Origin of the sequence: Rhizobium sp. ZK1 (assembly GCF_047782645.1) — a bacterium.
Lineage (GTDB): Bacteria > Pseudomonadota > Alphaproteobacteria > Rhizobiales > Rhizobiaceae > Rhizobium.
Genome location: NZ_CP180586.1, coordinates 63,916 through 77,096, shown reverse-complemented (window position 1 = coordinate 77,096; position 13,181 = coordinate 63,916). Strand labels below are relative to the sequence as shown.

Sequence of the window (13,181 nt, the reverse complement as noted above, 5' to 3'; positions counted from 1 at the left end):
TATATTAGACGAGAATGCTCCGCTTTCAAATCTTTGCGAGGAGCGGCAAGTCGTCACAAACGAAAGCGCCGCCCTCAGGCGGCGCTCCGTTAACGTTTGTGAACGCTGTCAGAACTCTTCCCAGCTCTGCTCTGCCGCGGCGGCATTGCCGCCGAAGGCGCGGGCAACGCGGCCGATTGCGCGGCGCGCTGGAGAGGCGACCGGCTGGTGATGCTGTTGGCGGGCAACGACAACCGCCGCCTGTGCGTCGGTGGAGACCTTGAAACGGGAGATGAGGCGCACGAGGCCATCGGCTTCGGCTGACAGTTTGTGGGTCGCAGCCGAGGTTTCTTCAACCATCGCGGCGTTCTGCTGGGTAACCTGATCCATCTGGTTGACGGCAGTGTTGACTTCCTTGAGGCCGGTCGACTGTTCCTTGGCCGCCGTTGCGATCGAATGGATATGGTCGTTGATGGCAATGACCCGCGTCTCGATTTCGGACAGGGCCTCGCCCGTCGCCTGAACCAGCTTGACGCCGACCTGCACTTCGTCGCCCGACTTGGTGATGAGTGCCTTGATATCCTTGGCGGCAGTCGCCGAGCGCTGGGCAAGCTCACGCACTTCCTGTGCGACGACCGCAAAGCCCTTGCCAGCCTCACCGGCACGTGCCGCCTCGACGCCGGCATTCAGCGCCAGCAGGTTGGTCTGGAAGGCGATCTCGTCGATGACATTGATGATCTGGCTGATCTCGCGGGAGGCCTGCTCGATGCGGCCCATGGCGTCGACTGCATTGCGAACCACGACGCCGGAGCGGCCGGCATTGTCTTTTGCCTCAGAGACCATGACGGTGGCCTCCTGGGCGCGTTCAGTGGAGTTCTGCACGACGGCGGTGATCTCATCGAGAGCAGCGGAGGTTTCCTCAAGTGCTGCAGCCTGCTGTTCAGTGCGCTTGGACAGATCGTCACTGGCGTTGCGCAACTCGTTGGTATTGCCGTTGATTGCTTCAGTCGTCTCGCGCACCTCGCGCATCGTCGTCTGCAGCGTCACGAACGTGTTGTTGACGTTTTTCTGCAGCTCGGCAAAGACGCCCTGGAATTGACCGCGCATGGTCTGCGTCAGGTCGCCTTCAGCAAGGCTTGCAATGACCCGGCGGGTTTCGTTGACGCCGGTATCGACGCTCGACAGCAGCGTGTTGATATTGCCGGCGAACTGGTTGAGGCTCTCGTCCTCATAATCCTTGCTGATGCGGTGGCTGAAATCGCCGGCGGCAGCAGCCGCCACGACGACGGACATGCTGGACTGCAGGTCGTCGCTTTTTGCCCGCATCGCCGCCTCCTGGGCGCTCATGCGCTGGATGGCGAGACCGTTTTCCTTGAAGACGGCGACGGCGGCGGCCATTTCGCCGATTTCATCCTTGCGGCCGGCAAAGGGCACGTCGACCTGGAAATTGCCGTCGGCAACTTCCTTGATCGCATGCGTCACTTTCTTGATCGGTCGGCTGAGGTGGCTGGTGCCGATATAGAAACCCATGCCGACGCCGACTGCGATGCCGATGCCGGTGATGCTGAGCACCAGCATCAGGATCCAGCTGCGGAAATCTTCGATCTGATCGTGCACGGCCGTCAGTTCGGCCTTGTCGGTGTTGACGATCGCGTCGATCTCGGCCTGGAAGGCCTTGCGGTTGGCACGGTTGGCGTCGTTGTTGCCCTGCTCGTTGGCCGCCTGCGGGCTGACCTCTGTGCCGAGGCGCACCGTCTCAGTGCGGAAGGTGCGAAATTCCTTGGCGCGGTCGACAAGCTTGGTGAAGGAATCTCTCTGGCTGTCCGGCACAAGCGGCGCCCAACCGGCGATGACCTTGTCGATCTCGTCCAGACCGGTCATCAAGCCCTTGGCGAAAGCCGGCGTCTGTTCGAGGCTCTTTGCAGCATAGATGCCGCGCGCTTCCATGACGACGGCGGTGACAAAACGGTTAAGGCGTTCGCCGGCATAGGCACGGGCTGCCGCATGTTCGTAAGCTGTGAGCTTCTCATTGTATTCGCGCATCGCCGAGAGCGCGGTGGCACCGATCAGAAGCGCAACGCCGCCCATGACGGAAACAAGAAGATTGATTTTGCCGCGGATTTTCAACGAACGCTCCCTCGCTTTACACAACGCCTGGAAAGCACCCCAGCCGATAGGTAGAAGATCGGGTAAATTCGTTAATGTTGTATTTCGAATATTAACAATAATAACTACAGGAAATTACCCGTATTTCGCCGCAATAGGCCGATTGCTTCGTCCAAAATCGAGCATTTCCAGGGAATAGAGGCTGCAGTGGCAAGCTTGCGGGCTCCTCTACGGAAATATGCAACCAGATAGCGAGGCGCCGCATTGGTTAACACCTGAGTGCGAAATCTTGCTGTTTGCCTGGCGCATCCGGGGAAACTGACTGTCATAATTGACTTTGGCAGGCTTCATCCGTATAAGCCGCCGCACGTCCGGTCATTCAAGGTCTTTTTCGACCTCGTCCGTTCGAAAAACAACGCTCCTTGCATCATGCAATTCAAGAAGGGCCGCACTCCGCGGTGTTTAAATAAATGAAGCGTACATATCAGCCCTCGAAGCTTGTTCGCAAGCGCCGCCACGGTTTCCGTGCGCGTATGGCCACTAAGGGCGGCCGCAAGGTCATCGTTGCTCGCCGCGCTCGCGGCCGCAAGCGTCTTTCGGCCTAAGGCCGGAAGTGCCCGATAGAAATGACGGGCGGTTCGAAGACCAAAGAAGACAAAATGATTGCCGGGCGGCTCAAAAGCCGCCCGCAGTTTCTTGCAGTCCGCGATGGCGAAAAGCGCCGCGGCAGTCTCTTCCTTCTCGAGGTTCTGGACCGCAAGGAAGAGAGCGAAGCCCGCGTCGGCTTCACAGTCACCAAAAAACATGGCAACGCGGTTGAAAGAAACCGCATGCGGCGACGCCTGAAAGAGGCGGTGCGGCTTCATGCAGGGTTTGCAATGCAGCCCGGACACGACTATGTGGTTGTCGCCCGTAGGGACGTGTTGACGGCGTCCTTTCATGAACTGGCCGCGGAACTGAAAGCCCGCGTGGAAACCAGGCCGAAACACCGGCGCTCGAAAGACGAGCGCCCCAGGAACGTATGATGCAAAACAACCGCAATTACTTCATTGCGATCGCTCTCTCGGTGCTGATCGTCCTTGGCTGGCAGTTCCTCTATATGAACCCGCGCATCGAAGCTCAGCGCAAGGCTCAGGAGGCCCAGAAGGCACAGCAGCAAACCGAGCAGACACAGCAGCCTGCCGCCGGCGGCCAGGGCGCCCAGACCAATGGTGCTGCCCCGTCAGGCCAGGCCGCAGCAACGGCGACCCGCGAAGAAGCACTTGCAAAGACGCCGCGTGTCGCCATCGACACCGCTGCACTTTCCGGCTCCATCAACCTCGCCGGCGCCCGCCTCGACGACCTGAGGCTCAAGGCCTATCACGAGACCGTCGACGACTCGAGCCCGATCATCACCCTTTTCTCCCCGGCTGAAACCACAGACGGCTACTTCACCGAGCTTGGCTATATCGGCAGCGACGCGACGGGCTCCGTTCCCGGCCCGTCCACGGTCTGGACCGCACCGGAAGGGGCAAAGCTTACCGAAAAGACGCCGGTGACGCTGACCTATACCAATGACAAGGGCATCACCTTCGCCCGCACGATCTCCGTCGACGAACGCTACATGTTCACGGTGACGGACAAGATCCTGAATGCCGGCGAGGCACCTGTCTCGCTTTCTTCCTATGGCCGCGTGACGCGCTACAACAAGCCGACGACGCCATCGGTCTACGTTCTGCATGAAGGATTCATCGGCGTGATCGGCGACGACGGGCTCATCGAGAGCAAATATACGGCAGTCGAGAAGGAAGCCGTCGCTCCGGCAAAATCCACGGGCGGCTGGCTCGGCATTACCGACAAATACTGGGCAGCAACGATCATCCCGCCGCAGCAATCAGCCTATGACGCGCGTTTCTCGCACTTCACCGACGGGCAGCCGCGCTACCAGGCAGACTATAAGCAGGATGCCTTCACAGTTGCGCCGGGTCAGTCGATCGAAATCAAGAACCTGGTATTTGCCGGTGCCAAGGAAGTTCCCGTCATCGACGGTTACGAAGCGAGCTACAACATCCCGCGCTTCGACCGGCTGATCGACTGGGGTTGGTTCTATTTCATCACCAAGCCGATGTTCAAGCTGATGGACTTCTTCTTCCGCTACTTCGGCAATTTCGGCGTGGCGATCCTCTGCACGACCATCGTCGTCAAGGCACTGTTCTTCCCGCTCGCCAGCAAGCAGTATGCTTCGATGGCGAACATGAAGCGCGTGCAGCCGAAGATGGAGGAGCTGAAGGCCAAGTTCGGCGACGACCGGATGGGCCTGCAGCAGGCGATGATGCAGCTTTACAAGGAAGAGAAGATCAACCCGATTGCCGGCTGCTGGCCGGTGGCGCTGCAGATCCCGATCTTTTTCTCGCTCTACAAAGTGATCTACATCACTATCGAGATGCGCCACGCACCGTTCTTCGGCTGGATCAAGGACCTTTCGGCGCCCGATCCGACGACGATCGTCAACCTCTTCGGCCTGCTGCCCTTCGAAGCGCCGGCCTTGCTGCATCTCGGCGTCTGGCCGCTGATCATGGGTGTCACCATGTTCGTGCAGATGCGCATGAACCCGACCCCGCCGGATCCGACGCAGGCGATGATCTTCAACTGGATGCCGCTGGTCTTCACGTTCATGCTGGCAAGCTTCCCGGCAGGCCTCGTGATTTACTGGGCCTGGAACAACACACTCTCGGTACTGCAGCAGTCGGTGATCATGAAACGTCACGGGGTGAAGATCGAGCTCTTCGACAATCTGAAAGGCCTGTTCAAGCGAAAACCGGCGCCATCGAAATAGTCGAAAAGCCCTGCTTCGGCGGGGCTTTTTGTTTCGGGCCACCGAAGCACTCAACTACAGCGCCGCGCGTCTTTTCAGACGCGCAAAGGACGCTGTAGCACTTTAAATTGCTGCCTAATTTCATCCTTAAATCGATCCCGATTTAAGGAATTATGCAGTAGGCGAACCTTGACAATAGGTCTTAAAAACATGAAGCCGGTTTCATTACCGAACCCGGAGATTGCAGAATTCATATGACTGAAATCGCAAAGCCGCTCTTCGGCCACCCCTGGATCTTCATCCGAGGCGTGCCTTCCATGAAATTCCTTCCGCCGGAGGGTCCCCTGGAAGTCGCTTTCGCCGGCCGTTCGAATGTCGGCAAATCGTCGCTGATCAATGCGCTGGTCGGTCAGAAAGGTCTGGCGCGCACCTCCAATACGCCAGGCCGTACGCAGGAGCTCAACTACTTCGTTCCGGACGGCTATTCCGGCGAAGGCAACGACCTGCCGCCGATGGCGCTGGTCGACATGCCGGGCTATGGCTATGCACAGGCGCCGAAGGAGCAGGTGGATAACTGGACAAAACTCGTCTTCGACTATTTGCGCGGCCGCTCGACGCTGAAACGCGTCTATGTGCTGATCGACAGCCGCCACGGCATCAAGAAGAACGACGATGACGTCCTGACGCTGCTCGACAAGGCGGCCGTCTCCTACCAGATCGTGCTGACCAAGACGGACAAGATCAAAGCGCCTGCCGTGCCAAAGCTGCTGGCCGAAACATCGGAGAAGATCCGCAAGCGTCCCGCCGCCTATCCGGCCGTGCTTTCGACCTCCTCGGAAAAGAACGAAGGGTTGGACGAGCTGCGGCAGGCGATTGCCGAAACTGTCGGCGTCAGCAACTGGAAATAAAAAGAGGCGCCCAGAAGGGCGCCCCTGACAGCCAGTATTTGAATTTACATCTTCGGCAGCAACACCTCGTCGACGACGTGGATGACGCCGTTCGACTGTTTGACGTCGGCGATGGTGACGTGGGCGACACCACCATTTTCATCCGTCAGCGTGATCTTGCCCATGCTTTCCTTTGCCTTGAGCACGCAGCCGCCGACCGTCTTGATGTCGTGCTCGCCGCCGTCGTCCTTGATCATCTTGGCGACGGTCTTCGACATGGCATCGGCGGCAATGACGTGGCAGGTCAGGATCTTGACGAGCTTGTTTTTGTTTTCAGGCTTCAGCAGCGTATCGACGGTGCCCTTCGGCAGGGCTGCGAAGGCTTCGTTGGTCGGTGCGAAGACGGTGAAGGGACCTTTGCCTTCCAGCGTGCCGACGAGCCCGGCAGCCTTCACGGCTGCGACGAGGGTCGTGTGATCCTTGGAATTGACGGCATTCTCGACGATGTTCTTGTTTTCGAACATGGCCGCACCGCCGACCATCGGGTTCTTTGCCTGGGCGGCAAATGCAATTGCGGAAAAGGCGGCGGCGAGAGCGGTTGCGCGCAAGGCGGACTTGAACATGATTTTCTCCTCTGCACCCGGTCGCAGCAGAAGGCTTTATGCCCTGTGCCGCCCGGATATCAGCAACTACGGAAGGTGCTGCAGAAGAGTTTCAGGACAGTAATTTTTGTTTTACGGCCTGTGGATCGAACCGCTGGCGATGACATGGCCAGTCGGCTGGTGTGTCGGCGAGCCGCCGAATGGCTCCAGGCTGACGGCCAGCGTCGCGCCATCTGCAATCTGGCTGCGCATATCGGTCGGAATCAGCAATTCACCGTTCATGCCGGGCTGGAAAACGCCGAGAGAACGAGGCGCGCCACTGCCGGGCATGAGCCAGAGCTCAAGAGATTTCTCCTCCGGCTTGCCGGCCGCAACCGGCACGATCTTCAATCGGCCGCTCTGGATTTCGTAGGAGGCCGTCAGATTGACCTGGTTGTTCTGTCCCGAGAGCTCGGCCACCAGCGGCGGCGATGCCGGAGGTTGGGGCACGAGACCCGAGGCAAAGGCGATGACGCCCAGGGTGACTGCAAGCGAGGCAAAAGTGAGTGAGCGCCAGAAACCGGCCGAATTCCAGAGGCCGTGCGAAAAGCGCGGCGTGCTTTCTGCATCGGCAAATAGGCGCGCCTCGATCTGCTTGAAGGTTTCATGGCTTGGCGCGGCCGTGCCGTATTCATCATTGAAACTGGAGAGATTGACCTCCCAGCGGCTGACGATGGCAGCAAACTGCCGGTCGCGGCGCATGCGCTCCTCAACGATCCTGCGATCCTGAAGGGAGAGGACACCCAGCACATATTCGCCGGCGAGAACCTCATCCCGGGAGCGGTCTCCCTTGCTTTTGTCGGGCGATGTCATCGTTCCATGCACTCTCTCAGTTTCAGCAGGCTGCGTCTTAGCCATGTCCGCACAGTGTTCAGCGGGACACCAAACTGATCGGCCAGTTCCTGATAGCTCAGCCCTTCGACATAAGCCCGTTTCACGGCGACCGCGCGATCAGCTTCCAACTCTTCCATGCAGGTGTCAATCCGCCTTCCTTCATCCTTAATCACGACTTGTGCTTCCGGATCGAGACCGGCATCGGCGAGATCAAGCGCATTGTCGATTTCGTCGGCTACCGGCTTGCGCGCCCTCAACGCATCAATCGACTGATTGCGTGCAATCGCCGCAATCCAGGCGGCTGATGTGGAGGAGCCCGCCGTAAAGGCACCGGCACGCTGCCATATCTTGATGTAGACCTCCTGCAACACCTCTTCGGCCTCGTTCCTGTTCCCAAGGATACGAAGGCAGATCGCCAGAAGTTTCGGGCTGGTCTGATGGTAGAGCGCCGCAAAGGCCTTGCGGTCACCCAGCGCTACGCGGCCGATTAAATCTGCAAAATCGCCAGTCATGTCGCCCTCTAATGAACGATTTCCGGTTCGATAGTTTCAATATGAACTGGCAGGTTCCCAGGTCGGCCTTAGATACGAGAAACTATTGCGTGCCGGATTATTCCATCTGTCAAAAACTTGAGATAAAAGGCCGCGATCAATTCCGCGGGGTCCCCCATGAACGAGTCCGAAAGCGAAATCCAGGCACGTCTTCTGGCGCAGGCGCTGCCCTTCATGCAGCGTTACGAAAACAAGACGATCGTCGTGAAGTATGGTGGCCATGCCATGGGTAATCCCGAGCTCGGCAAGGCCTTCGCCAGCGATATCGCACTTTTGAAGCAGTCCGGCGTCAACCCAATCGTCGTGCATGGCGGCGGCCCGCAGATCGGCGCGATGCTGACGAAGATGGGTATCGAATCCAAATTCGAAGGCGGATTGCGCGTTACCGACCAGAAGACGGTCGAAATCGTCGAAATGGTTCTCGCCGGCTCGATCAACAAGGAAATCGTCGCGCTGATCAACCAGACCGGCGAATGGGCGATCGGCCTTTGCGGCAAGGACGGCAACATGGTCTTTGCCGAAAAAGCCCGCAAGACCGTCAAGGACCCCGATTCCAACATCGAGCGGGTGCTCGATCTCGGCTTTGTCGGCGAAGTCGTCGAGGTCGACCGTACGCTGCTCGACCTTCTCGCCCGCTCCGAGATGATCCCGGTTATCGCTCCGGTTGCTCCGGGCCGCGATGGCGCGACCTACAACATCAACGCCGACACTTTCGCTGGCGCGATCGCCGGTGCGCTGAACGCCACCCGCCTCTTGTTCCTGACGGATGTGCCCGGCGTGCTCGACAAGCAGGGCAAGCTCATCAAGGAGCTTTCCGTCGCCGAAGCGCATGCGCTGATCGCCGACGGCACGATTTCCGGTGGCATGATCCCAAAGGTGGAGACCTGCATCGATGCCATCCGGGCGGGCGTGCAGGGCGTCGTCATCCTGAACGGCAAGACGGCCCATTCCGTGCTGCTCGAAATCTTCACCGAGCACGGCGTTGGCACGCTGATCGTTCCCTGATCTATCCAGCGGCAGTGTAGATCGCTGCCGCCGCTTCCTTCAGCTTCGCCATCATGGTCCGGTAAGGCCCCGGACCATAACTGATACGCGAAACGCCAAGTCTTGCGAGATCAGCTGGATCAGGCGCGCCTGCCTTCATCATGATATTGACCGGCAGCGTGGAAGCCGCGCAGACCTTCTCGATCAAAGCCGGCTCGATGAGGCCGGGCACGAAGAAACCGCTGGCGCCCGCAGCCGCATAGGCCTTGCCGCGCTCGATCGCTGCGTCGACCAGACTTGCATGTCTGGACCCATCGCCCTCCTGAAGGAAGAGATCGGTGCGGGCATTGATGAAGAGGTCGATGCCCCTTCCCTCAGCCATTTCCCTGATGGCACGGATGCGGGCCGCCTGCGCTTCAACAGGGTGAAGGCCGGTCCCGCCTACCTTTTGATCTTCAATATTGATACCGACGGCGCCGGCGTCGATCAGCTTTGCGACATTGGCCGCGGCACCGGCAGGCTCTGTCGAATAGCCGCCTTCGAAATCGACCGAGAGCGGCAAATCGTTGACGGCCGTGATCGAGCGGGCGGTCTCGATCAGCACCTCCATCGGCAGCTTCTGACCGTCGCCATAACCATGGGCGGCAGCCACAGACCAGCTTCCGGTCGCAAGCGCCCTCGCTCCGGCCTCCGTCACGACCTTGGCGGTTCCGGCATCCCAGATGTTGTACAGAATGACAGGGGTACCCTCGCGATGCAGCGTGCCGAAAAGCTCGGCCTTCTCAGTCTGGTTCATGCTGTCTTCTCCATCTTATGTGCACCGATCTTCTCCTCGTGCCGCAGCAGCCATTGCTTGCGCCAGAGCCCCCCGCCGTAACCCGTCAGCGATCCGTCTGCACCGAGGATCCGATGGCAGGGAACGATAATGGCGAGCTGGTTCGAGCCATTGGCGCGACCGACGGCGCGCACGACTTCGGGGCGTTCCATCTCCCTTGCCAGATCGCCGTAGGCGCGCGTTTGGCCAATCGGAATGTCAACGAGCTTTGCCCAGACATGTTTTTCGAAAGGCGTGCCGCCAAGGGCCAGCGGCGTCTTGAAGGTGGTCAGCCGCCCTTCGAAATAGTCTCTGATTTCCGCTTCGATCTGGTCGATCGCCGGCGTGCGGCCAATCGCGACCGAGGAACGAACACGCTTCTGCAGGGCTTCGAGTTCGGTCGGCAGTGCCTTGCGGTCGTGAAATTCGAGAAGATGCAGATGCGTCTTGTCGGCGACGGCGACCATCGGTCCGAGCGGCGTGTCGAACCAGTCAGCAAACAGCAGTTCCCGGTTCTGCGAGAGCGCCGGCGCCTTGCCGACAAGGCGCTGGAAGGCCGCCCGAAAACCGCTCGGAGATTCATATCCCGCGTCGATCTGCGCATCGATGACACGCGCACCATCGGCCAATTGCCGGGCCGCCTCGCCGAGCCGGCGATAGCGGACAATATCGTGGAAAGTCATGCCGAGCGCCCGCTTGAAGGCGCGACGCACGGTCGAGGGATCGTGGCCCCGGCGCACAAGCTCATCCTCGGTCCAGCGCAGTTCCGGTTTACTCTCGAGCTGTGCCAGCAGTTCATCGACAATCGGTTCGCGGCCGGGCTGTTCCAGCGGCCTGCAGCGTAGGCAGGGACGGAAGCCTGAATGCATGCAGGCGGCGATCGTATCGAAGAAGATGGTGTTTTCCCGTTTCGGCTTGCGCGCCGGGCAGGTCAGACGACAGAAGATGCCTGTCGTTTTCACACAGACATAGGCCTGGCCCTCGTAATCGGCGCTGCGGGCGATCAGGGCATCATAAAGCGTATCGTCATCGGGGCGTTCGAAAAGCATATGCGCTTTCTAGCACTCCGCGCCTGCCTCGTCCGCCGAAAATCAGGCGTCTATTTTCTCTTCGTGATTTTCTTGGCGCCGCGACCATGCCATAAGGGCGGCCATGACAAAGATCGACCGCACGCCCAGCAGACACGATTTCGAGCATGTGACCGAATGGGTCTTCGACCTCGACAACACGCTCTATCCGCATCACGTCAATCTCTTCGCCCAGATCGACAAGAACATGACGGCCTATGTCTCGGCTCTCCTGCAGATGGAGCAGGAAGAGGCCCGCAAGCTGCAGAAACAGTACTATTATGATCACGGTACGACGCTGCAGGGCCTGATGATCCACCACGGCGTCGATCCCAACGACTTTCTCGAAAAGGCGCATGCGATCGACTATTCGGCACTGACCCCACAGCCGGAGCTCGCCGAAGCCATCAAATCCCTGCCGGGGCGCAAGTTCATCTTCACCAATGGCAGCGTCCAGCATGCGCAGGCGACAGCTGGCGCGCTCGGCATCCTTGATCATTTCGACGACATCTTCGATATCGTGGCGGCCGACTACCTGCCGAAGCCGGCGCAGGCGACCTATGACAAGTTCACTGCGCTGAAGAAGGTCGAGACCGGCAAGGCAGCCATGTTCGAAGATCTGCCGCGAAATCTGACGGTGCCGAAGGCACTCGGCATGCAGACCGTTCTGCTCGTGCCGCGCAATCTGGAAGAGACGATTGTCGAATGGTGGGAGAGGACAAGCGGCGAGGACGATCACATCGATTTCGTCACCGACGATCTCGCTGATTTCCTGAAGAAGATTACCGGCTAACTTACCAAAGTTTCATCCATCTTACAGATGTTTAACTGGGTCGCGGCGCCGTTCGGCCCTACCTTTCGTAACGAGGGACATCCTACGAAAGGACGCACTGATATGTACCGCAACAAGCTTATCCTGACGGCGTTTTCTTCTGTTCTTCTACTCGGCGGAGCCACCGGGGCCAGCTTGGCAGCGCCGGGCGACCAGTCTAATCGTCCGCCTCACCATGGGAAGATGGAGCATGGCATGATGGGCGGACCGCACGGCGCCGCCTTCCGCGAAATCGCCTTTGTACGAATGCTGAAGCAGTTCGACGCCAATAAGGATGGACAGGTTTCCAAGCAGGAGGCAACCGACGGCATGGAGAAGATCTTTGCTGCCATCGACACCAACCATGACGGTTCTCTCACTCCGGGCGAAATCCGAGAATACCGTCAGACGCAATTCAAGGCACGTCGCGAAGCCGCCTCGGCCAAACAAGACAATGCGGATGACAATGCCGCGCCTGACACGGCTGACAACAAGGATCATCGCCGCCCGGACCGGGACGGTCGGCACGGGATGCGCATGCGCATCATGGGCGCCTCGCTGATGATGCACCGCATCGATACCGATGAGAACGGCCAGATCAGCAAGCAGGAGGCGGAAACCGCCTTCAACAAGTTCTTCGATCGCATGGATCGCAACAAGGACGGCGTGATCTCGATCGATGACATGCCGGACCGGCCCTTCCTATAAGGGGCTGACCGGTTTCCCTGGATATCGCGAGGTGTTTGCTTCTGGAACCCTCTTCCCGCTTGCGGGGAGAGGGTTTTTCGTTGCCGCACTGGAGTTGCCTTATTCGGGATGCTCGTAAAAGTCCTGCACGATCTTCCAGGCCTCATCGGCGGTATCCACGAAGCTGATCAACTTCACATCCTCAGGCGCGATCGTCCCGAATTCGGCAAGCGCCTCGAAGTTGATGATGCTCTGCCAGAATTTCGAGCCGAAGAGCAGCAGCGGGATGCGCTCCATGCGGCCGGTCTGGATCAGCGTCAGGCATTCGAAGAATTCGTCGAGCGTGCCGAAGCCGCCGGGGAAGACCGCGACGGCCTTGGCGCGCACCATGAAGTGCATCTTGCGGATCGCGAAATAGTGGAAATTGAAGCTGAGCTCGGGCGTCACATAGGCATTCGGCGCCTGCTCGTGCGGCAGCACGATGTTGAAGCCGATCGAGGGGGCGCCTTCATCGGCCGCGCCGCGGTTCCCTGCTTCCATGACGCCAGGTCCGCCGCCGGTGACAACGACATATTCGTGGAAGTCGAAGCCGGCTGCGTAACGCGAGCAGAGACGGGCGAATTTGCGGGCTTCGTCATAATAGACCGACGCGGCTTCCAGGTTCGCACGCTGGGTCTCGTTGCGGGCAGCCCAGGCGCTCTGGCCGGGCGCCGGAATGCGGGCGCCTCCGAACATGACGACGGTCGACGTGATACCGCGCTCGGCCATCATCATCTCGACCTTCAGGAGTTCGAGCTGCAGGCGGATCGGGCGCAGCTCCTCGCGGCAGAGGAAATCCTCGTCCACATAGGCAAGGCGATAAGCCGGTGAGAGCGTCTGCGGCGTCTTCGGAACCGCTTCCGCGCGCTGCCTGTCGCTCGAACTGCTCTTCAACGGATCCCAGACGCCGTCCCTGCGCCGCCCGCCGCCGTTTCTTGCCTTTGCCATATCGAAATGCCTTTCAGTATTACCGGTCACAAGTGATCG

14 protein-coding genes are annotated in these 13,181 nt (G+C 59.5%); 7 read left to right on the top strand and 7 right to left on the bottom strand.

Features of this window, described 5'->3' with window-relative positions; all coding sequences use genetic code 11:
• Positions 1 to 108: 108 nt before the first annotated feature.
• Entirely contained in the window at positions 109 to 2,106 is a 1,998-nt protein-coding gene (locus ACK9YZ_RS00390; RefSeq protein ID WP_416065285.1) for a methyl-accepting chemotaxis protein, read from the bottom strand.
• Positions 2,107 to 2,555: 449 nt separating this feature from the next.
• Here ACK9YZ_RS00390 and rpmH point away from each other — a divergent pair, with 449 nt between their 5' ends.
• The 4 genes from rpmH (at position 2,556) to yihA (ending at position 5,787) form a co-directional block, all read left to right on the top strand.
• Positions 2,556 to 2,690 (top strand): 50S ribosomal protein L34, encoded by a 135-nt coding sequence (gene rpmH, locus ACK9YZ_RS00385; protein WP_016552555.1) that lies wholly within the window; start codon positions 2,556 to 2,558, stop codon positions 2,688 to 2,690.
• Positions 2,691 to 2,711: 21 nt separating this feature from the next.
• Positions 2,712 to 3,110, top strand: coding sequence for a ribonuclease P protein component (rnpA, locus tag ACK9YZ_RS00380; protein ID WP_216756866.1), 399 nt, complete (start codon positions 2,712 to 2,714; stop codon positions 3,108 to 3,110).
• Positions 3,110 to 4,900 (top strand): membrane protein insertase YidC, encoded by a 1,791-nt coding sequence (yidC, locus tag ACK9YZ_RS00375; protein WP_216756865.1) that lies wholly within the window; start codon positions 3,110 to 3,112, stop codon positions 4,898 to 4,900. Before rnpA ends, yidC begins: the two co-directional genes overlap by 1 nt.
• A 233-nt stretch (positions 4,901 to 5,133) precedes the next feature.
• On the top strand, positions 5,134 to 5,787 hold the full coding sequence (yihA, locus tag ACK9YZ_RS00370) for a ribosome biogenesis GTP-binding protein YihA/YsxC (RefSeq protein WP_007815033.1): 654 nt from the start codon (positions 5,134 to 5,136) through the stop codon (positions 5,785 to 5,787).
• A gap of 44 nt (positions 5,788 to 5,831) precedes the next feature.
• Here yihA and ACK9YZ_RS00365 read toward each other — a convergent pair whose 3' ends face one another.
• The 3 genes from ACK9YZ_RS00365 to ACK9YZ_RS00355 all read right to left on the bottom strand — a co-directional run bounded on the left by ACK9YZ_RS00365 (position 5,832) and on the right by ACK9YZ_RS00355 (position 7,753).
• Positions 5,832 to 6,389, bottom strand: a complete 558-nt coding sequence (locus ACK9YZ_RS00365; RefSeq protein WP_416065284.1) for a fasciclin domain-containing protein — start codon at positions 6,387 to 6,389, stop codon at positions 5,832 to 5,834.
• A gap of 111 nt (positions 6,390 to 6,500) precedes the next feature.
• Positions 6,501 to 7,220: an anti-sigma factor domain-containing protein gene (locus tag ACK9YZ_RS00360; RefSeq protein ID WP_416065283.1), complete on the bottom strand. Its 720-nt coding sequence runs from the start codon at positions 7,218 to 7,220 to the stop codon at positions 6,501 to 6,503.
• Positions 7,217 to 7,753, bottom strand: coding sequence for a sigma-70 family RNA polymerase sigma factor (locus tag ACK9YZ_RS00355; RefSeq protein ID WP_216756862.1), 537 nt, complete (start codon positions 7,751 to 7,753; stop codon positions 7,217 to 7,219). Before ACK9YZ_RS00355 ends, ACK9YZ_RS00360 begins: the two co-directional genes overlap by 4 nt.
• 156 nt (positions 7,754 to 7,909) lie before the next feature.
• On the opposite strand from ACK9YZ_RS00355, the gene argB reads away from it, so the two are divergent.
• Positions 7,910 to 8,797, top strand: a complete 888-nt coding sequence (argB, locus tag ACK9YZ_RS00350) for an acetylglutamate kinase (RefSeq protein WP_183728030.1) — start codon at positions 7,910 to 7,912, stop codon at positions 8,795 to 8,797.
• 1 nt (position 8,798) lies between these two features.
• On the opposite strand, the gene ACK9YZ_RS00345 is transcribed toward argB, so the two are convergent.
• Together ACK9YZ_RS00345 and ACK9YZ_RS00340 are read right to left on the bottom strand one after the other, a co-directional pair.
• Entirely contained in the window at positions 8,799 to 9,572 is a 774-nt protein-coding gene (locus ACK9YZ_RS00345; protein ID WP_416065282.1) for an isocitrate lyase/PEP mutase family protein, read from the bottom strand.
• Positions 9,569 to 10,639, bottom strand: a complete 1,071-nt coding sequence (locus ACK9YZ_RS00340; RefSeq protein WP_416065281.1) for a bifunctional transcriptional activator/DNA repair enzyme AdaA — start codon at positions 10,637 to 10,639, stop codon at positions 9,569 to 9,571. The genes ACK9YZ_RS00345 and ACK9YZ_RS00340 overlap by 4 nt, the downstream gene beginning before the upstream one ends.
• Before the next feature lie 103 nt (positions 10,640 to 10,742).
• On the opposite strand from ACK9YZ_RS00340, the gene ACK9YZ_RS00335 reads away from it, so the two are divergent.
• Both ACK9YZ_RS00335 and ACK9YZ_RS00330 read left to right on the top strand, forming a co-directional pair.
• Positions 10,743 to 11,450, top strand: a complete 708-nt coding sequence (locus tag ACK9YZ_RS00335; RefSeq protein ID WP_416065280.1) for a pyrimidine 5'-nucleotidase — start codon at positions 10,743 to 10,745, stop codon at positions 11,448 to 11,450.
• Between the two features lie 102 nt (positions 11,451 to 11,552).
• Positions 11,553 to 12,176, top strand: coding sequence for an EF-hand domain-containing protein (locus ACK9YZ_RS00330; RefSeq protein ID WP_216756858.1), 624 nt, complete (start codon positions 11,553 to 11,555; stop codon positions 12,174 to 12,176).
• 99 nt (positions 12,177 to 12,275) lie between these two features.
• Here ACK9YZ_RS00330 and ACK9YZ_RS00325 read toward each other — a convergent pair whose 3' ends face one another.
• Positions 12,276 to 13,142 (bottom strand): LOG family protein, encoded by an 867-nt coding sequence (locus ACK9YZ_RS00325; protein WP_216756857.1) that lies wholly within the window; start codon positions 13,140 to 13,142, stop codon positions 12,276 to 12,278.
• Between the last annotated feature and the right edge of the window lie 39 nt (positions 13,143 to 13,181).

Excerpts from the sequence above, each read along its gene's own strand:
- ACK9YZ_RS00360 (WP_416065283.1), bottom strand. The coding sequence starts at position 7,220 with ATGACATCGCCCGACAAAAGCAAGGGAGACCGCTCCCGGGATGAGGTT.
- yihA (WP_007815033.1), top strand. The coding sequence starts at position 5,134 with ATGACTGAAATCGCAAAGCCGCTCTTCGGCCACCCCTGGATCTTCATC.
- ACK9YZ_RS00365 (WP_416065284.1), bottom strand. The coding sequence starts at position 6,389 with ATGTTCAAGTCCGCCTTGCGCGCAACCGCTCTCGCCGCCGCCTTTTCC.
- yidC (WP_216756865.1), top strand. The coding sequence starts at position 3,110 with ATGCAAAACAACCGCAATTACTTCATTGCGATCGCTCTCTCGGTGCTG.
- ACK9YZ_RS00340 (WP_416065281.1), bottom strand. The coding sequence starts at position 10,639 with ATGCTTTTCGAACGCCCCGATGACGATACGCTTTATGATGCCCTGATC.
- ACK9YZ_RS00355 (WP_216756862.1), bottom strand. The coding sequence starts at position 7,753 with ATGACTGGCGATTTTGCAGATTTAATCGGCCGCGTAGCGCTGGGTGAC.
- ACK9YZ_RS00330 (WP_216756858.1), top strand. The coding sequence starts at position 11,553 with ATGTACCGCAACAAGCTTATCCTGACGGCGTTTTCTTCTGTTCTTCTA.
- ACK9YZ_RS00345 (WP_416065282.1), bottom strand. The coding sequence starts at position 9,572 with ATGAACCAGACTGAGAAGGCCGAGCTTTTCGGCACGCTGCATCGCGAG.
- ACK9YZ_RS00335 (WP_416065280.1), top strand. The coding sequence starts at position 10,743 with ATGACAAAGATCGACCGCACGCCCAGCAGACACGATTTCGAGCATGTG.
- rnpA (WP_216756866.1), top strand. The coding sequence starts at position 2,712 with ATGACGGGCGGTTCGAAGACCAAAGAAGACAAAATGATTGCCGGGCGG.
- rpmH (WP_016552555.1), top strand. The coding sequence starts at position 2,556 with ATGAAGCGTACATATCAGCCCTCGAAGCTTGTTCGCAAGCGCCGCCAC.
- argB (WP_183728030.1), top strand. The coding sequence starts at position 7,910 with ATGAACGAGTCCGAAAGCGAAATCCAGGCACGTCTTCTGGCGCAGGCG.
- ACK9YZ_RS00325 (WP_216756857.1), bottom strand. The coding sequence starts at position 13,142 with ATGGCAAAGGCAAGAAACGGCGGCGGGCGGCGCAGGGACGGCGTCTGG.